The organism is Kitasatospora sp. NPDC048662, assembly GCF_055587065.1.
On the sequence record NZ_JBVJHA010000002.1, the window covers coordinates 961914 to 979286 of the forward strand.

Below are 17373 nucleotides of genomic sequence, written 5' to 3' on the forward strand. Positions count from 1 at the left end.
TTCCTTTTTCTGGCAATCCGCACGTCAAGAGGGGGCCACCGGACGGATGAAGGGTCCCGCCCGGGGGCCCGGTTCGAACGGCTGCACTCATCGGACCGGGGGACGCGGCGGGTACCACCGATGCCGCACCTGTGGCCGCCGGCACGGCGGTTCGGCGCGATTCCAACACGTGGACGCCGCATTCTAGGGCGACGGTTCCCGTTCGTGCAGTCATCCGGTCGTACTGGTTTCCGACGCTCGGTCAGACTACCCCCACTCGCACCCGACGGACCGTCAAACAACGTTGACCGAGCGGGAGTCGAGGAGGGCCGGAAGGCATGGAGCTGACCAGTCGGACACTGATGTACGTGCTGATCGTGGTGGGCGCGGCGGCCCTGGCGGCCACCCTCTGGCTGTGGCCGCGGCTCTCCCGGCAGCGACCGCTGCCGGTACTGGGGCGACTGGGCCTGTTGACCGTCACTCAAGCGGCGGCGCTGTCGGTGCTGCTGCTGTCCGTGAACAACGCGTACGGCTTCTACACCTCCTGGGACGACCTGCTGAACCCCGGAAAGGCCGCCCCGTTGGCGCTGAACTCCGGGCGCACCCCCGGCGCAGCCCCGGAGACCGACAAGCTGGTGCAGCCGACCACCGACGGCGGGCTGGAGACGGTCAAGGACGTACTGCCGGCCGGACCGCCCGAACAGGTCGGCCGGGTCGACTCGGTGAAACTGACCGGCACCGAGTCCGGCCTGTCCGATCAGATGTTCGTCTATCTGCCACCCGAGTACTTCAACCCCCGCTACAACCGCCAGCACTTCCCGGTGCTGGTCGCGCTGGCCGGCTACCCCGGCCCGACGCTGCACCTGGTCGAGAACCTCCAGCTGCCGCAGACCGCCGCCGAACTGCAGCGCACCGGCCAGATGGCCCCCACCGTGATCGTGATGGCCCGCCCCACCGTCGCCCCGCCGCGGGACACCGAGTGCGTGGACGTCGCCGGCGGGCCGAAGACCGAGACCTGGTTCGTCAAGGACGTGCCGGCCGCGCTGCGCTCCGCCTACCGGGTGGGCCGCACGGCGGAGTCCTGGGGCGTGTTCGGCTACTCCACCGGCGGATCCTGCGCGCTGCGGCTGGCGATGCGCCACCCCGACGTGTACCGGAACGCGGCCGGGATGCACCCGGACTACACCGTGCCGAACGACCGCTGGACCGACGGCGACCTGTTCGGCGGCGACGCGGAGGCGGCCAAGCAGGCCGACCTGAACTGGCGGCTGAAGAACCTGCCCGCCCCGGCCGCGACCCTGCTGGTGGTCTCGACCCACGCCGAGGACGACTACCCGGCGACCGAGAAGTTCCTCAGCGCCGCGAAACAGGCGGCCGGCGACCACCCGGAGTTCCTGATCGACTCCCTGCTGCTGCCGGACGGCGGCCACACCTTCGACACCTGGCGCCGCGAACTGCCGGCCACCCTGGAGTGGCTCAGCGACCACCTCGCACCCCCGCAGGACCGCGAACCGCGGCCCTGACGGGGGCACCCCTCGCCGTCCGTTATCGCCCGATGATGAGGCTCATCGCCTCGGCGCGGGTGGCGGAGTCGCGCAGCTGCCCGCGCACCGCCGAGGTGACGGTGGTGGCGCCGGGCTTGCGGATGCCGCGCATCGACATGCACATGTGCTCGCACTCGATCACCACGATGGCGCCGCGCGGCTCCAGGATGCGCATCAGCGCGTCCGCGACCTGGCTGGTGAGCCGCTCCTGCACCTGGGGGCGGCGGGCGAACACGTCGACCAGCCGGGCCAGCTTGGACAGGCCGGTGATCTTGCCGCTCACCGCGGGGATGTAGCCGACGTGCGCGACACCGCGGAACGGGACCAGGTGGTGCTCGCAGGTGGAGTACACCTCGATGTCCTTGACCAGCACCATCTCGTCGTGACCGAGGTCGAAGGTGGTGGTGAGCACGTCCTCCGGCTGCTGCCACAGGCCCGCGAATATCTCCCGGTAGGCGCGCGCGACCCGGGCCGGGGTCTCCAGCAGGCCCTCGCGGTCCGGGTCCTCACCGACGGCGATGAGCAGTTCGCGAACCGCGTTCTCGGCCCGCTTCTGGTCGAACTCGCCGACGGGGAACTCACCGTCGAGCGTCACCGGATCGATCATGCGTGCGTGCCTCGCTGCTCGTCAAAGGGGGAAACAGTTTCCGTGCAGCACGAATGCCGCGCCTCCAGGGTACAAACCCCGGAAACGCGGCATCCATTCCGAACAGGTGCTCGGTCGGTCAGCTCTCGACCTGGCCGCCGTCGGCCGGCGGCAGCTTCACGGTGTCGACCGGGCTGTCGTTGCCGGAGACGGCGCCGTTGCTCAGCGCCAGCTCCTTCGGCGACTGCACCGGCGGCCGGGTGGACGGGGTGCGGCGGGCCGAGCCGGTCCACGCCGGGCGCGGGGGACGCTTGATGACCGGAGCGAAGACCTCGGCGATCTGCTCCTTGTTCAGCGTCTCCTTCTCCAGCAGTTCGAGGACCAGGTTGTCGAGCACGTCGCGGTTCTCGACCAGGATCTCCCAGGCCTCGTTGTGCGCGGTCTCGATCAGCTTCTTGACCTCCTCGTCCACCAGCCCGGCGATCTCCTCGGAGTAGTCGCGCTGGTGGGCCATCTCACGGCCCAGGAAGGGCTCGGAGTCGGAGGAGCCGAACTTGATCGCACCCAGGCGCTCGCTCATGCCGTACTGGGTGACCATGGCCCGCGCGGTGGCGGTGGCCTTCTCGATGTCGTTCGAGGCGCCGGTGGTCGGGTCGTGGAAGACCAGTTCCTCCGCCGCCCGGCCGCCCAGCATGTAGGCGAGCTGGTCGAGCATCTCGTTGCGGGTGGTCGAGTACTTGTCCTCGTCCGGCAGCACCATGGTGTAGCCGAGCGCGCGGCCCCGGGACAGGATGGTGATCTTGTGCACCGGGTCGGAGTAGTTGCAGGCCGCCGCGACCAGGGCGTGACCGCCCTCGTGGTACGCGGTGATCTTCTTCTCCTTGTCGGACATGATCCGCGAGCGCTTCTGCGGACCGGCCACGACGCGGTCGATCGCCTCGTCCAGCACGTTGTTGTCGATCAGCTTGAGGTCCGAGCGGGCGGTGAGCAGCGCGGCCTCGTTCAGCACGTTCGACAGGTCGGCACCGGTGAAGCCGGGGGTGCGCTTGGCGACGGCCGACAGGTCGACGTCCGGCGCGATCGGCTTGCCCTTCTGGTGCACCTTGAGGATGTCCAGCCGGCCCTGGAGGTCCGGGCGGTCGACGGCGATCTGCCGGTCGAAGCGGCCGGGGCGCAGCAGCGCCGGGTCCAGGATGTCGGGGCGGTTGGTGGCGGCGATCAGGATGACGCCGCCCTTGACGTCGAAGCCGTCCATCTCGACCAGCAGCTGGTTGAGGGTCTGCTCGCGCTCGTCGTGACCGCCGCCGAGACCCGCACCGCGGTGCCGGCCGACGGCGTCGATCTCGTCGACGAAGATGATCGCCGGGGCGTTGGCCTTGGCCTGCTCGAACAGGTCGCGGACCCGGCTGGCGCCGACACCGACGAACATCTCGACGAAGTCCGAGCCGGAGATCGAGTAGAACGGGACACCCGCCTCGCCCGCGACGGCGCGCGCCAGCAGGGTCTTGCCGGTACCGGGCGGGCCGTACAGCAGCACGCCCTTGGGGATCTTCGCGCCGACCGCCTGGAACTTGGCCGGCTCCTGCAGGAACTCCTTGATCTCGTGGAGCTCCTCGACGGCCTCGTCGGCACCCGCGACGTCCGCGAAGGTGGTCTTCGGGGTGTCCTTGGTGAGCAGCTTGGCCTTGGACTTGCCGAACTGCATGACCCGGGAGCCGCCGCCCTGCATCTGGTTCATCAGGAACAGGAAGACCACGACGATGATCACGATCGGCAGCATCGAGAACAGCAGGCTGACGAAGGTCGACTGCTTCTCGGGGCTGACCGTGTAGCCGTCCGGGATCTGCCCGCCGGCGTACTTGGTCTGGAGGTTCCTGGCCAGGTCGGCGGCCTGAACGTCGCCGGTGTAGGAGGCCTGGAAGCGGCTGCCGGACGGCGACTTGCCGTTGGCGCCCGGCTTCAGCTTCTGGTTGTCCTGGAGCTGGATCTTGATGAGGTTCGAGTCACCGGTGGTGAGCTGCGCCGACTTCACCTGGTTGCTGTCGATCGCGCTGATGATCTGACCGGTGTCCGCAGTCTTGTAGCCGCTCGAGTCCGAGACGAGCTCCATCAACGCGAACACGGCGAGGGCGGCCAGCACGACCCACATGATCGGCGCACGGAAGTATCGCTTGACGTCCATCCATGCGGGGCGTCACCGCCCCGTCCCTCCTGCCATTCAACGGGCGCTGGTCGGCCGTGGGCCGCGGCGCATCCGATATGTGCTCGTCAGACGAGCTGTTGATTGGACCGTACCGCAGCGGGCCCCGCTCACGACGGGATCACACCACGGTGCGACCTATTTTCCTACCCCCGCACAACGGGTGGGAACAGGGCACTGTTCCCACCGGTCGTCCGATCGGTTCAGCCCCCGTAGACGTGCGGGGCCAGGGTGCCGATGAACGGCAGGTTGCGCAGCTTCTCCGCGTAGTCCAGGCCGTAGCCGACCACGAACTCGTTGGGGATGTCGAAGCCGACGTACTCGACGTCGATCTCCACCTTGGCGGCGTCCGGCTTGCGCAGCAGGGTGCACACCTTCAGCGAGGCCGGGCCGCGCGAACCGAGGTTGCCGAGCAGCCAGGACAGCGTCAGGCCGGAGTCGATGATGTCCTCGACGATCAGCACGTCGCGGCCGGCGATGTCGGTGTCCAGGTCCTTCAGGATGCGCACCACGCCCGAGGACTTGGTACCCATGCCGTAGGAGGAGACGGCCATCCAGTCCATGGTCACCTGACTGTGCAGGGCCCGGGCCAGGTCCGCCATCACCATGACGGCGCCCTTGAGGACGCCGACCAGCAGAAGGTCCTTCCCGGCGTAGTCCTGGTCGATCCGCGCGGCCAGCTCCACCAGCTTGGCGTCGATCTCGTCCTTGCTGATGAGCACCTTCGCGAGGTCTGCGCCCATGTCGTTCTGGTCCACCGGGGATACGTCCTCAAACGTTCGGGGTCTGGGTTCGGCGGCGGCGGTACGACTGGTTCGTGCTCAGTCGCCCTGCCGCCGAAACACCAGCGTGCCACACCGGCGCACGGCTTCGACGCCCCCGGGTAGGTGCAGGGGGCCCTGGCCGCGCCAGCCGGTGACCAGCGAGTCCACGGTTTCCAGGTGGCGGGCGAACAGGTCGCCGGCCGGGCAGCCCGCGCGCAGGGCGGCGCGACGCAGTACCCGGCGGCGCACCGCGGGGGGCAGTTCGGAGAGCTTGCCCACGTCGAGGGCACCGTCGGGGCCGCGCAGGTCCTGCTCGGCGAGGGCCGCCCACTGGTCCAGTGCGTCCGCGTCGTCGCGGAACAGCCGGGCGGTGCGGGCCAGTGCCTCCACCACGCCGCCGCCGAGGTGCTTCTCCAGCACCGGCAGCACCTCGTGGCGGACCCGGGAGCGGGTGTAGGCCGGGTCGGCGTTGTGCGGGTCGTCCCAGACGGGGATGGACTGCGCGGTGCACGCCTGCCGGGTGGCGGCCCGGTCGAGCTCCAGCAGCGGGCGGCGGTAGCGGCCCTTCTGCGCGGGCATCCCGGCCAGCGAACGGGCACCGGAGCCTCGGGCCAGGCCCAGCAGCACCGTCTCGGCCTGGTCGTCGCGGGTGTGGCCGAGCAGCACGGCGAGCGCGCCGTGGCGTTCGGCGGCGGAGTCCAGCGCGGCGTAACGGGCCTCCCGGGCGGCGTTCTCCGGGCCGCCCTCGCGGCCGACATGGACCGCGACCGCCTCCACCGGGTCCAGACCCAGCTCGCGCAGCCGGACGGCGACCTGTTCGGCGCGTTCCGCGGAGCCGTCCTGCAGGCCGTGATCGACGGTGACGGCGCCGACCCGCAGGCCGAGCTTGGGGGCCTCGAAAGCGGTGGCGGTGGCCAGGGCCATCGAGTCGGCGCCGCCGGATACCGCGACCAGCACCAGCGGGGAACCGGGGGCGGCCGGGGTGCGGGGCAGGCCGGAGGGGTGGCGGCGGGCATTGCCGATCAGCGTGCCGGGCACCGTCGCGGTGGTGGCCAGAGCCGGCAGCGGGGCGGACTGCGCCGGCGGCGCGGTGCGGGGGGCGCGCACCGGCTCGCTCGGACTGACGCCCGCCTCGGCGGCGAGCTCGGCGAGGGTACGGCGGACGGCGAGGCGTATCGCCGCGACAGCGGGGTGTGGGCCCATGGTTGGCACTCCTTGGCGGAGGGGGGTTACGTCGGCCGCCTGTCAGCTCTCTGTCACCAGGCGCTCACAGATGGTCGCAGAATCCGGCCACCGCCCACGCCCCCCGCGCCAACGGCGGATCCACGGTCCCACGTACGGGTGAATGGAGAAACGTTACGTCTGCCGCCAGGTGTACGACTCGCCCGGTTGACCGTCCACCGCGGGCCGCACCTGACGCCCGCCCGAGGGTCCCGGGCGGGCGGCTCAGCCGACCACCCGGGCCACCCAGGACGCCGGGTCGTGGATCTCGTCCTTGGTGGGCAGCGTGTTCGGCGAGGTCCACACCCGGTTGAAGCCGTCCATCCCGGCCCGCTCCACCACGCCGCGGACGAACACCGCGCCGTCCTGGTACTGGCGCAGCTTGGCGTCCATGCCGAGCAGCCGGCGCAGCACCAGGTCGAGCCGGCCACTGCCGCGGTCGCGGCGGCGCTGGAACTTCTCCCGGATCTCCGCCACCGAGGGCACCACGGCCGGGCCTACGCCGTCCATCACCACGTCGGCGTGGCCCTCCAGCAGCGACATCACCGCGGTCAGCCGGGCCAGGATCTCCCGCTGCGCGGGCGTCTGCACCAGGTCGGTGAGGCTGCCCGCGGTGGAGCCGTTGCCGCGGCCGCCGAAGCCCGGCAGGCCGCCGAGCGCCTCGCGCAGCCGGTCCAGCAGGGCCGAGGGGTCGACGTCGGTCTGGGCCAGGAACTCCTGCACCTCGGACTGGATGTGGTCGCGCAGCCAGGGCACCGCGGTGAACTGGGTGCGGTGGGTCTCCTCGTGCAGGCACACCCAGAGCCGGAAGTCGTGCGGGGCGACGTCGAGTTCGCGCTCCACGTGGACGATGTTCGGCGCCACTAGCAGCAGCCGCCCGGGTGGCGTCGCCAGGCCCCGGCGCGGCTGGTCGAACAGGCCCTCGGGGCTGTCGGGAGCGGTGGGCAGCCCGGCCGGAGCGAAGGTCTCGTACTGGCCGAGCACCTTCGCCGACAGGAACGCCAGCACCGCGCCGACCTCCACGCCGGTGGCCTTGGCGCCCACCGAACCGACCGCAGCGGTGCCCGGGCTCTCCTGGCGGCGGGCGGCCAGCCGGTCGGTCAGCGGGCGGACCACGGTGCGGAAGCCCGCCACGTTGGCCCGCACCCAGCCGGGCCGGTCGACCACCAGCACCGGGGTGCCGGGGGTGCCCTCGCCCAGCCCCATCCGGGTGAACTCGCGCACGTGCCGCTCGGCCTCGACGGCGTGCCGGCGCAGTTCGGAGACCACCGCGCGGGCCTCCTCCCGGCCGACCCGGGGCCCGGGCCGGGCCAGGCGCACGGCGGTCGCCACCGCGAGATCCCAGTCGACCATCTCCGCACCGCTGTTCGCGCTCGTCATGCCCTCACGGTACGTGCTCGCCCCCGCCCGGGGGAGACAACCGGGTCGGCCGATCCGCCCCGGTCGGCCCGCTGACGCCGGGTCAGCGGGCCGACGGCGCGTCACCCGGCCCGGGTCAGCAACCGCAGGCGGCGATCTTCGCGACGATCCGGTCGACCGCGGCGCGGGCCGCGGTCGGGTCGGCGCCGGTGCGGGTCATCAGCGCGAACGCCAGCACCCGGCCGTCGGCGTCGACCACGGTGCCGGCCAGCGTGTTGACGCCCTGCAGGGTGCCGGTCTTGGCACGCACGACGCCGGCCGCCTCGCCGGCCCCGGACTTGGCGCCGAACCGGCCGGCCAGGGTGCCGGTGAAGCCCGCGACCGGCAGGCCGGTGATCACCGGGCGCAGCTCCGGGTGCTGCGGGGAGGCGGCCTCGGCGAGCAGCTTCACCAGGGTGAGCGGCGGGATCAGGTTGGCCTTGGCCAGGCCACTGCCGTCGGTGATCAGCACGCCGGTCAGCGGCACCCCGAGCTTGCCGAGCTCGGCGGTGACGGCGCTCGCGGCGCCCTCGAAGCCGGCGGGCTGCTTGGCGGCGAGCGCGGCCTGCCGGGCGATGGCCTCGGCGAGCTGGTTGTCGGAGGCGGTGAGCATCCGCTCCACCAGCCGTCCGATCTCCGGCGACTCCACCCGGGCCAGCTCCTTGGCCCCGGCGGGGGCGGTGGCCTGGCCGGCCTTGTTCTGGACGGTGACGCCTTCGGCCTTCAGGAGGTTCGCGAAGGTCTCGGCGGCCTGCCCGGCCGGGTCGAACACCCGGGCCGGGGCCTCGTCGGGCGAGCGCGGGTCGATCCGGCCCTCGTCGACCATCAGCGGGGTGACCGCGGCGATGTTCATCGCGTCGTGGTCCTTGTGCAGCAGCGGGCCGCTGTACAGCGAGGTGTCGTAGGACAGCTTGACGCTCGTGGTGCCGGCCGCCTTCAGCGCGGCGGCGGTGCGGCGGGCCAGCTCGGCGACCGAGGCGGGCGCGCTGTCCGCGTCCACCGGGGCGCCTCCGATCCGGATCTGGTCGATGGGCAGCGCCGTCAGGGTGGGGTCGCCGCCGCCGACCAGGGTGATCTCGCCGGGGGTGGCGCCCTGCACCACGGTGGTGGCGATCCGGTGGCCGGCCGGCAGCAGCGCCAGGGCGGCGACCGCGGTGGCCAGCTTGGTGGTGGAGGCGGGCGTGGCCGGGGTGTTCTCCTGCGCGCCGAACAACAACTCGCCGGTGGCGGCGTCGGCGACCGCGAAGTTCAGGGTGCCCAGCGACTTGTCCTGGACGGTGGCACCGAGCGCCCCGCGCAGCCCGTTGCCGGTCGGCGGGTGGCTGTCGCCGGCGTCCCCGGCGGACAGCACCGGGCCCTTGACCGGGACGGCGCGCTGCCGGTTCCCGCGTCGGTCCTGCTTGCCGCGCCCCGGCCCGTCCCCGCCCTGGCGGTGCCCGTCGTCGGCGTGTTTGCCGTGCCCGTCCGAACGGCTGGCGCCCGGCGAGGGCTGGGCCAGCGCCGGGTCGGCGACCGTCAGCACCCCCGCGGCCAGTGCCACCCCCAGGACCCCGACGAGCGCCGTCCTGCGCCCGCGCCCCACCCCTGACCCTGATCTCACGGACCGGCCCCTTTCCCGAGCACTCCCTGCCGTAGGAGACACTTGGATTCTGTCAGTCCCCACCCTTGGAGGAAGCGTTGGAGTTCGACGTCCTGATCGAGATCCCGAAGGGCTCGCGCAACAAGTACGAGGTCGACCATGAGACCGGTCGGCTCCGTCTGGACCGCATGCTCTTCACCTCGACCCGCTACCCGGCCGACTACGGCTACGTCGAGGGCACCCTCGCGGACGACGGCGACCCGCTGGACGCGCTGGTCATCCTGGATGAGCCGACCTTCCCCGGCTGCCTGATCAAGTGCCGCGCCATCGGCATGTTCCAGATGACCGACGAGGCCGGCGGCGACGACAAGCTGCTGTGCGTCCCGGCGACCGACCCGCGCTGGTCGCACCTGCAGGACATCCAGGACGTGTCGGAGTTCGACCGTCTGGAGATCCAGCACTTCTTCGAGGTCTACAAGGACCTGGAGCCCGGCAAGTCCGTCCAGGGCGCCGACTGGGTCGGCCGGGCCGAGGCCGAGGCCGAGGTCGAGGCTTCGATCAAGCGCCTCCAGGAGCAGGGCGGCCACTGAGCCGCCACGCCCTTCGGGGCGGCCCGCAGTGCCCGCGCGAGGGGCGGGAGTCCGGTGTTGGACTCCCGCCCCTCACGCGTTCCCGGCGGTCGGTCAGCCGTCGTTGTCGTCGAGCCGGAACCCGACCTTCAGGCCGACCTGGAAGTGCTTGATCGCGCCGTCCTCGATGTGGCCGCGGATCTGCACCACCTCGAACCAGTCGAGGTTGCGCAGGGTGCGGTCGGCGCGGGCGATGCCGTTGCGGATGGCGGCGTCCACCCCTTCGTGCGAGGAGCCGACGATCTCGGTGACCCGGTAGGTGTGGTCGGACATGCAGGTACTCCCTGTGCGGCGGTGGCGGGCGCTCCCCCGCCGTCCACCGTGCACCAGGGCGCCGGAAGGGGCATCCCGGCTTCGCCCGACGGGGCGTCAGAACGCCGCGCGGACCTCGCCGACCACCGCGCCGCCACCGTGCAGCGGAGCGGACGCGATCCGCTCCAGCACCGGGTCCTGGAGGCCGAGGCGGCGCAACGCGGCGGCCAGCACCGGGCCGCGGGCGCGCTCCGCGCCGTCCTCGATCTTGAAGGCCAGGGCGCGGCCATCGGCCAGTGCGACCACCTGGACGGCCTCCGCGCCCATCTTGGACAGCGCGCCGGGCACCGCCCGCATCAGCCAGGTGTCGGCCCGGCGGGTGCCGGCCACGTACTCGGGGTGGGCGCGCATCGCGTCGGCCACCCGGCGCTGCTCGGTGCCGGGCTCGGCCATCACCAGGGCGCGGTAGCCGCGGGCCAGGCCGGTCAGCGAGACGGCCAGCAGCGGGGCGCCGCAGCCGTCGGTGCCGGTGTGCACGGCCGGCTCGCCGGCGGTCTCCTCCAGCGCGGTGCGGGCCAGGCGCTGGATCGGGTGCTCGGGGTCGAGGTAGGAGGCCAGGTCCCAGCCGTTGGCGGCGCAGGCGGCCAGCCAGCCGGCGTGCTTGCCGGAGCAGTCCATCAGGATCGGCGCCCGCTCCCCGCCGGAGCGCAGCAGCTCCTCCGCCTCGACCTCGTCCAGCGGCAGTTCGGCGGGGGTGCGCAGGGCGACCTCGGTGAGGCCGGCGTCGGCCAGGATCCGGCGCACCCCGGCCCGGTGGAAGGGCTCCGCGGAGTGGCTGGAGGCGGCCAGCGCGAGCTGCTCGCCATGCAGCTCCAGGCCGGCCCGCAGGGTCGCCATCGCCTGGAAGGGCTTGGCGGTGGAGCGCGGGTAGACCGGCTGCTCGGGGGTGCCCAGCGTGTACGCGACGGTGCCGTCGGCGTCGAGCAGGACCAGCGAACCGCGATGGCGGCCCTCGGTGAAGCCGGAGCGTATGACCTCGGCGAGGGCGGGCAGGACGGACTGCGACACGGGCGGTCTCCAGGACGTGCGGTGCGGTGAGGGTGGGTGGGCCCCGGTCGCGTCCCGACCGCTCAGCCTCCGCCGAGCAGGTCCTCGACCCGGGCCTCCCCCTCACGGTACCTGCGGGTGATTTCCGCCCCGCAGTCGTCCGCGGTGCGCTGCAGCGTCTGGCGGCGGCCGGACACCTCGCGCTCGTGCTCGGCCAGCCGTTCGACGGCGGCCAGCAGGTCGGCGGTGGCGTGCGCGCCGAGGTCGGCCAGTTGCACGTCGCCCATCAGGGCGTCCGCCTCCAGCCGGTAGCGCTCGCCGCGGGGCGGGCCGAGGGTCAGGTGCCGGGCCGGGCGGCGGGTGGTGGACGGGGCGTCCGCCAGGATCGCGGGCAGCCGGTCGAGCAGCGCGCACTGCGCCTCGCTGGCGCCGGCCAACGGGATCTCCCGGCGCTGGAGTTCGGCCCGCAGGATGTCCATCCGGCCGTGCAGCAGGCGGCGCAGGTACGACAGGTCGGCCTCCTGCTCCAGGGCGTCCCGGCGCAGCACCCGCAGTTCCTCCAGGGCCAGGCCCGCCAGCCCGTCGAGCGCGCTCACGTCCATCAATCCGACCACCTGCCGTAGTACCTGTGCCCGCCGATCGCACGGCCGCCCGCCACTCAGGGTTCCCCCCGGCGGGCGATGCCACTCGTGCGGGTGACGCGGTTCGCCGGGACGACGGACGCCCCCTCGGGGCCCGGATGGCCCCGGGCCGTCGGACAGCGTGCCATTCCGGGCCCCGGCGCCGCACGCCCGAGTACCCGGATGGCCCCCTGGCGAACACCCCTGGCTAGTACGAAGAATCCGCGCCATGGGTTCACCTGCACCGATCGGGGCGCACCGCATGCGACCCCGGCGTGCAACCGGAGGGTGCGCGCCCCCTGGGTGGACGTGCGGGCACAATGGGCGGCATGCGAGCAGTGGTGCAGCGGGTCGCCGAGGCGGCCGTGACGGTGGACGGCGAGACGGTCGGCGCGATCGAGGGGCCCGGCCTGTGCGTCCTGGTCGGCGCCACCCACGAGGACACTCCGGCGCAGGCCGCCCAACTGGCCCGCAAACTGTGGACGCTGCGGCTGTTCCCCGGCAGCCCCGAGCAGTCCTGCTCGGAGCTCGGCGCCCCGCTGCTGGTGATCAGCCAGTTCACCCTGTACGGAGACGCCCGCAAGGGCCGCCGCCCCACCTGGAACGCCGCCGCCCCCGGCCCGGTCGCCGAACCGCTGGTGGACGCCGTGGTGGCCGAACTCCGCGCCTTGGGCGCGAAGGTGGAGACCGGGCGGTTCGGTGCCGACATGAAGGTGTCGCTGGTGAACGACGGGCCGTTCACCGTCCTGCTGGAGGTCTGAGACCGGTCAGGCCGGGACGATCACGTCCTGGCTGCCGGGCACGCCGTCGGCCAGCAGCACCGCGTCGACCGGGGTGTTGCGCTTGACCAGGGCCAGCGCGACCGGGCCGAGCTCATGGTGGCGGGCCGAGGAGGTGACGAAGCCGACCGGCCGGTCCTGGCCCTCGACGCGGACCTCGGCCCCGTGCCCGGGCAGCTTCTCCTCGGTGCCGTCCAGGTGCAGGAAGACCAGCCGGCGCGGCGGGCGGCCCAGGTTGTGCACCCGGGCGACCGTCTCCTGGCCGCGGTAGCAGCCCTTGTGCAGGTGCACCGCGCTGCCCAGCCAGTCCACCTCGTGCGGGATGGTGCGGTGATCGGTCTCGAAACCCAGGCGCGGCCGGTGCCCCTCGATCCGCAGCGCCTCGTACGCCCACACGCCCGCGGCCGGGCCGAACCCGGCTGCGGCCTCGGCGAGTTCGGCGCGCGGCAGGAACAGGTCACGGCCCCACGGGAGTTCGCGCACCGCCGCGGCCCGGTCGGCGGGGACGGTGGAGCCGGCCGGCAGGAACACCACGGCGTAGTCGGCGGTGGCGTCGGTGACTTCGGCCCGGTTCCAGAACTTCATCGACTCCAGGTACGTCACCAGCGCGGGCGCGGTACCGGGCTCAACGTGGATCCAGGTGGTGGCACCGTCGTCGACCAGGTACAGCGCGTGCTCGACGTGCCCGTGCGGGGACAGCACCAGTGCCTCGGTGGCCTGCCCCGGCGGCAGTTCGCTGACGTGCTGGGTGAGCAACAGGTGCAGCCAGCTCAGCCGGTCCGGCCCGGTGACGGTGATCACGCCGCGGTGCGACAGGTCGGTGAAGCCGCGCCCGGCGGCCAGTTCGCGCTGCTCGCGGAACAGGTCGCCGTAGTGGGCGGCGACCCCTTCGTCGGGACCTTCGGCGGCGACGGCGCCGGGCAGCGCAAGCAGCGGGCTCTTCATACCGGCCAGCTTACGGCTGCGGGTGCTCCAGCTTGGCGGTGCAGTCCGCGCAGCGGCCGAAGATGGCGAAGTGCTTCAGATCGGTGTCGAAGCCGTGCTCGGTGCGCAGGCTCTCGATCAGCGGCGCGGCGATCGCGGTGTCGGTCTCGGAGACCTGGTCGCAGTCCCGGCAGACCAGGTGCAGGTGGGTGTGCCGACCCGCCAGGTGGTAGGTGGGCGCGCCGTGCCCGAGGTGGGCGTGCGAGACCAGACCGAGCTCTTCCAGGAGCTCCAGCGTCCGGTACACGGTGGAGATGTTGACGCCACTGGCGGTGCGGCGGACCTGCGCCAGGATCTCGTCCGGGGTGGCGTGGTCGAGTACGTCGACAGCCTCCAGCACCAGCTGGCGCTGCGGGGTCAACCGGTAGCCGCGCTCGCGCAGGTCGGCCTTCCAGTCGGTGGTGTCGGTGTTCGCCACGGTGTCCCTGCCCGTTGAGAGGTCGTGCCGACCAGTGTAGGGACCGACCGCCGGGTCGGTCCCCCACTCGTCCGTGCCCGTCCGCTCAGCGGAAGAACGCGATCCCGTCGTCCGGGAGGTCGTTGACGTCCTTGACCAGCTGCGCCGGGTTGAGCACCTTCTTCAGCTGCGCCGACATGTACGGCCGCAGCGGCACCTGGGGGGCGGCCTTCTCGCCGACCCACAGCAGCTCGTCCTTGACCAGGCCGAACAGGCGCTTGCCGCCGCTGTACGGGGCCGCGCCCTCGATCCGGGCGACGGCGTCGGTGGCCAGGTCGATCTGCGGCTTGCCGTCGTGCAGCTTGCCGTACCAGATCTCCACGGTGCCGTCGTCGCGCACCGAGGAGACCTCGATCTCGCGCTCGCCGCTGGTCCCGTGCTGGTTGCTGGTGACGCGCCAGAAGGCGTGCTCCATCTCCAGCGGGCGGACCTTCTCGCCCTGCTCGTCCAGCACCCAGGTACGGGAGCGGAACTCCAGGAAGGGTCGTCCGTCGTGGCGGAAGACGATCTCCTGGCCGAAGTTGCACTTCTCGCTGCCGGGGAAGTCGTGGACGCCCGCGCCCTCCCAGGTACCGAGGAGGAAGGCGAGCGGGACGACGTCCCGGTGGAGGTCGGAAGGAATCTCGATCATGGTCCTGGCTGCTGTCGTCGGACGGTTACCTGGTCAACCGTACGGCAGAGCTCAGCGCTGGCCCTGGTAGAGCTTCATGACCGAGAAGATGGCGAACCAGGTGATCAGCACGGCCACCAGAACCAGGACACTTTCGAAGAAGATCTCAAGACCGGACACGGTGTGCTCCCAGGGGCGGGTTCGACGGAGGAACGGGGCTTTCCACTACGCCCGGGAGTCTATCGGGCGCCCCCTGCGGCCGTAGTCTCTGGGGCATGTCGAAGAAGCTGGTCATCAAGGTCACCGCCGGTGCGGACGCGCCGGAGCGCTGCTCACAGGCCTTCACGGTCGCCTCGGTCGCGGCCGCCAGCGGCGTGCCGGTCTCGCTCTGGCTCACCGGCGAGTCCTCGTGGTTCGCGCTGCCCGGCAGGGCCGCCGAGTTCGAACTGCCGCACGCCGCACCGCTGCCCGACCTGCTGGAGGTGATCCTCGCCGCCGGCACCGTCACCCTGTGCACCCAGTGCGCGGCGCGCCGGGACATCGGCCAGGCGGACGTCATCGAGGGCGTGCGGATCGCCGGCGCGCAGGTGTTCCTGTCCGAGGTGATGGCGGACGACGCGCAGGCGCTCGTCTACTGATCCACTACCGGCCCTCCGGGGGCTCCCGGTCCGGCCGGTCGCGGTCGTGGCCGGGCTGCTCCCAGTGCGGATCGTCCCAACGGGGGTCGTCCCAGCGCGGGTCGTCCGGGCGCCGGTCGTCCGGCCCCGGATCGCCCGGGCGCGGATTGGCCCACAGGTCCTCGGGCGGTTCGCGGTCCGGCCGGTCCCGGTCGTGGCCGCGCTGCTCCCAGTGCGGGTCGTCCCAGCGCGGGTCGTTCCACCAGTCGTCGTCCTTGTCGCGCCGGTTGGCGAGGACGGCGGCCAGTGGCGGTATCACCATGGCGAGCACGCACATGCCGATGGCGGCGCCGACCGAGTAGAAACGCACCACGCCCCAGGCGAGGACGAACAGCCCCAGGCAGACGCCCATCATCACGAAGTAGCGCACATGCCGCCGGTGTGCCTGCACCCCTCCAGGGTAGGCCGAGGGCCCCGGCCGTCAGAAGACGGCCGGGGCCCTCACCGCGGTCCTCAGACCGCGATCGCGACCTCGGTGAACTCGCCCTGGGTGGCGACCACCTGGCGGTCCACGGTGGCGCCGGGCACCAGGGCCCGCAGGGTCCACTTGCCCGGGCGGGCGAAGAACCGGAACTGCCCGGTCGCCGAGGTGGGCACCTCGGCGGTGAACTCGCCGTTCTCGTCCAGCAGCCGCACGTAGCCGTTGACCGGCTCCTCGTTGCGGGTCACCGAACCCTGGATGATCGTCTCGTTCGCCACGTCAACTCCTGCCAGGTCCGGGCCGCCGGCCTTCGCACCGCACATGTCTGTTCTCCCTCTTCCTTGCTTCGCGCGAGCCGGGACTCAGTTGCCGAGCTCGATCGGCACGCCGACCAGGCTGCCGTACTCGGTCCACGAGCCGTCGTAGTTCTTGACGTTCTGCTGGCCGAGCAGCTCGTGCAGGACGAACCAGGTGAGCGCGGAGCGCTCGCCGATCCGGCAGTAGGCGATGGTGTCGGTGGCCAGGTCGACGCCCTCGGCCTCGTAGAGCGCCTTCAGCTCGTCGTCGCTCTTGAAGGTGCCGTCGTCGTTGGCGTTCTTCGCCCACGGGATGTTCTTGGCGCTCGGCACGTGGCCGGGGCGCTGCGACTGCTCCTGCGGGAGGTGCGCCGGGGCGAGCAGCTTGCCGGAGAACTCGTCGGGCGAGCGGACGTCGACCAGGTTCAGGGTGCCGATCGCGTCGATCACCTCGTCTCGGAAGGCGCGGATCGAGGAGTCGGCCGGCTGCGCGGTGTACTGGGTGGCGGCCCGCTCGGGCTGCTCGACGACCAGCTCGCGGGAGTCGAGCTCCCACTTCTTGCGGCCGCCGTCCAGCAGGCGGACGTCGCCGTGGCCGTACAGCTTGAAGTACCAGTAGGCGTAGGAGGCGAACCAGTTGTTGTTGCCGCCGTACAGCACCACGGTGTCCTCGTTGGCGATGCCCTTGGCGGACAGCAGCGCCTCGAAGCCGGCCTGGTCGATGAAGTCACGGCGGACCGGGTCCTGCAGGTCCTTCTTCCAGTCGATCCGGACCGCGTTGCGGATGTGGTTCTTGTCGTAGGCGGCGGTGTCTTCGTCCACCTCGACGATGACGACCTTCGGGTCGTCCAGGTGGGCCTGGACCCAGTCGGCATCGACCAGGACGTCGCTGCGGCTCATGTGCTGTTTCTCCATCCGGGGGCGGTTGGCGGAAGGCTGCTGGAGGTTCTCCCGGGCCGCGTTGTCCGCACGCCTGTCCGCATGGTGGGACGGCGTGAGGTGCGGCAGAGCCGGGTGATTCGATCGTGAGGTGTGCTCGTCGTCCCCGACGCGCCGGTGCGCAACTGCTACCGGTTCGCGGCGTCGGGACGGGGAAGGGCTTGCCGTGACTGGGGTCAGGACCGCCCGGTCAGCGCATGCGACACAGGCAGCTCGACACGCGGCAGTGGTCTACCGCCCGCCGCTTTGTGAGGTCCGCCTGTCGCTTCATGACGACGATGCTAGGGACTCCCAAGGGGCGCTGTCATCATCGTGTCGAATGCTGAGACCAGATCGCTCGGACTCTGAGATTTACCGGCTTTCCGCTACCTGCCGCCGGGCCCGGACCCCG

The 17373-nt window shown here is 72.0% G+C and carries 18 protein-coding genes and 1 pseudogene; 4 read left to right on the forward strand and 15 right to left on the reverse strand.

Features of this window, described 5'->3' with window-relative positions; genetic code table 11:
• Nucleotides 1-317 precede the first annotated feature (317 nt).
• Nucleotides 318-1502, forward strand: a complete 1185-nt coding sequence (locus ACZ6R9_RS10275; RefSeq protein WP_380488570.1) for an alpha/beta hydrolase — start codon at nt 318-320, stop codon at nt 1500-1502.
• Between the two features lie 22 nt (nt 1503-1524).
• Here ACZ6R9_RS10275 and folE read toward each other — a convergent pair whose 3' ends face one another.
• The 6 genes from folE to dacB all read right to left on the reverse strand — a co-directional run bounded on the left by folE (nt 1525) and on the right by dacB (nt 9232).
• Nucleotides 1525-2130, reverse strand: coding sequence for a GTP cyclohydrolase I FolE (gene folE, locus ACZ6R9_RS10280; RefSeq protein ID WP_380488571.1), 606 nt, complete (start codon nt 2128-2130; stop codon nt 1525-1527).
• A 118-nt stretch (nt 2131-2248) separates the two neighbouring features.
• A complete protein-coding gene (gene ftsH / locus ACZ6R9_RS10285; protein ID WP_465537623.1) occupies nt 2249-4291 on the reverse strand; it encodes an ATP-dependent zinc metalloprotease FtsH in 2043 nt (680 codons plus the stop codon).
• Nucleotides 4292-4512: 221 nt separating this feature from the next.
• Nucleotides 4513-5067: a hypoxanthine phosphoribosyltransferase gene (gene hpt / locus ACZ6R9_RS10290; RefSeq protein WP_035864922.1), complete on the reverse strand. Its 555-nt coding sequence runs from the start codon at nt 5065-5067 to the stop codon at nt 4513-4515.
• A 63-nt stretch (nt 5068-5130) separates the two neighbouring features.
• On the reverse strand, nt 5131-6276 hold the full coding sequence (gene tilS, locus ACZ6R9_RS10295) for a tRNA lysidine(34) synthetase TilS (RefSeq protein WP_465537626.1): 1146 nt from the start codon (nt 6274-6276) through the stop codon (nt 5131-5133).
• A 243-nt stretch (nt 6277-6519) separates the two neighbouring features.
• The gene (locus ACZ6R9_RS10300; RefSeq protein ID WP_465537628.1) at nt 6520-7674 is read right to left on the reverse strand and encodes a zinc-dependent metalloprotease; all 1155 of its coding nucleotides are present in this window, start codon (nt 7672-7674) and stop codon (nt 6520-6522) included.
• Nucleotides 7675-7789: 115 nt separating this feature from the next.
• Nucleotides 7790-9232 (reverse strand): D-alanyl-D-alanine carboxypeptidase/D-alanyl-D-alanine endopeptidase, encoded by a 1443-nt coding sequence (gene dacB, locus ACZ6R9_RS10305; protein ID WP_465537630.1) that lies wholly within the window; start codon nt 9230-9232, stop codon nt 7790-7792.
• A 137-nt stretch (nt 9233-9369) separates the two neighbouring features.
• Here dacB and ACZ6R9_RS10310 point away from each other — a divergent pair, with 137 nt between their 5' ends.
• Nucleotides 9370-9861 carry an inorganic diphosphatase gene (locus ACZ6R9_RS10310; protein ID WP_100587648.1) on the forward strand — a complete coding sequence of 164 codons (492 nt, stop codon included), beginning with the start codon at nt 9370-9372 and terminating at the stop codon, nt 9859-9861.
• Between the two features lie 93 nt (nt 9862-9954).
• Here the strand turns inward: ACZ6R9_RS10310 and ACZ6R9_RS10315 are convergent, their stop codons facing one another.
• From ACZ6R9_RS10315 to ACZ6R9_RS10325, 3 genes are all read right to left on the reverse strand, one after another.
• Nucleotides 9955-10173 (reverse strand): dodecin, encoded by a 219-nt coding sequence (locus tag ACZ6R9_RS10315; protein WP_380488578.1) that lies wholly within the window; start codon nt 10171-10173, stop codon nt 9955-9957.
• Nucleotides 10174-10269: 96 nt separating this feature from the next.
• Nucleotides 10270-11220 carry an asparaginase gene (locus tag ACZ6R9_RS10320; RefSeq protein WP_380488579.1) on the reverse strand — a complete coding sequence of 317 codons (951 nt, stop codon included), beginning with the start codon at nt 11218-11220 and terminating at the stop codon, nt 10270-10272.
• A 62-nt stretch (nt 11221-11282) separates the two neighbouring features.
• Nucleotides 11283-11801, reverse strand: coding sequence for an RsiG family protein (locus tag ACZ6R9_RS10325; protein WP_380488580.1), 519 nt, complete (start codon nt 11799-11801; stop codon nt 11283-11285).
• Between the two features lie 347 nt (nt 11802-12148).
• Between ACZ6R9_RS10325 and dtd the strand changes: the two genes are divergently transcribed.
• Nucleotides 12149-12580, forward strand: a complete 432-nt coding sequence (gene dtd, locus ACZ6R9_RS10330) for a D-aminoacyl-tRNA deacylase (protein ID WP_035872970.1) — start codon at nt 12149-12151, stop codon at nt 12578-12580.
• A gap of 6 nt (nt 12581-12586) precedes the next feature.
• Here dtd and ygfZ read toward each other — a convergent pair whose 3' ends face one another.
• The 3 genes from ygfZ to ACZ6R9_RS10345 form a co-directional block, all read right to left on the reverse strand.
• Complete coding sequence (gene ygfZ, locus ACZ6R9_RS10335) at nt 12587-13543, reverse strand: CAF17-like 4Fe-4S cluster assembly/insertion protein YgfZ (RefSeq protein ID WP_465537634.1); 957 nt, start codon at nt 13541-13543, stop codon at nt 12587-12589.
• A 10-nt stretch (nt 13544-13553) separates the two neighbouring features.
• Nucleotides 13554-14000, reverse strand: a complete 447-nt coding sequence (locus ACZ6R9_RS10340) for a Fur family transcriptional regulator (RefSeq protein ID WP_380488582.1) — start codon at nt 13998-14000, stop codon at nt 13554-13556.
• 85 nt (nt 14001-14085) lie between these two features.
• Nucleotides 14086-14670: a heme-binding beta-barrel domain-containing protein gene (locus ACZ6R9_RS10345; protein WP_380488583.1), complete on the reverse strand. Its 585-nt coding sequence runs from the start codon at nt 14668-14670 to the stop codon at nt 14086-14088.
• A gap of 254 nt (nt 14671-14924) precedes the next feature.
• On the opposite strand from ACZ6R9_RS10345, the gene ACZ6R9_RS10350 reads away from it, so the two are divergent.
• Complete coding sequence (locus ACZ6R9_RS10350; RefSeq protein ID WP_380488584.1) at nt 14925-15287, forward strand: DsrE family protein; 363 nt, start codon at nt 14925-14927, stop codon at nt 15285-15287.
• 178 nt (nt 15288-15465) lie between these two features.
• Here ACZ6R9_RS10350 and ACZ6R9_RS10355 read toward each other — a convergent pair.
• The 3 genes and pseudogenes from ACZ6R9_RS10355 to ACZ6R9_RS10365 form a co-directional block, all read right to left on the reverse strand.
• A pseudogene (locus ACZ6R9_RS10355) lies at nt 15466-15717 on the reverse strand (DUF3099 domain-containing protein); the annotation flags it as partial.
• 62 nt (nt 15718-15779) lie between these two features.
• Nucleotides 15780-16070, reverse strand: a complete 291-nt coding sequence (locus tag ACZ6R9_RS10360) for a DUF1416 domain-containing protein (RefSeq protein ID WP_035864892.1) — start codon at nt 16068-16070, stop codon at nt 15780-15782.
• Between the two features lie 39 nt (nt 16071-16109).
• Entirely contained in the window at nt 16110-16943 is an 834-nt protein-coding gene (locus ACZ6R9_RS10365; protein WP_380488710.1) for a sulfurtransferase, read from the reverse strand.
• Nucleotides 16944-17373 lie beyond the last annotated feature (430 nt).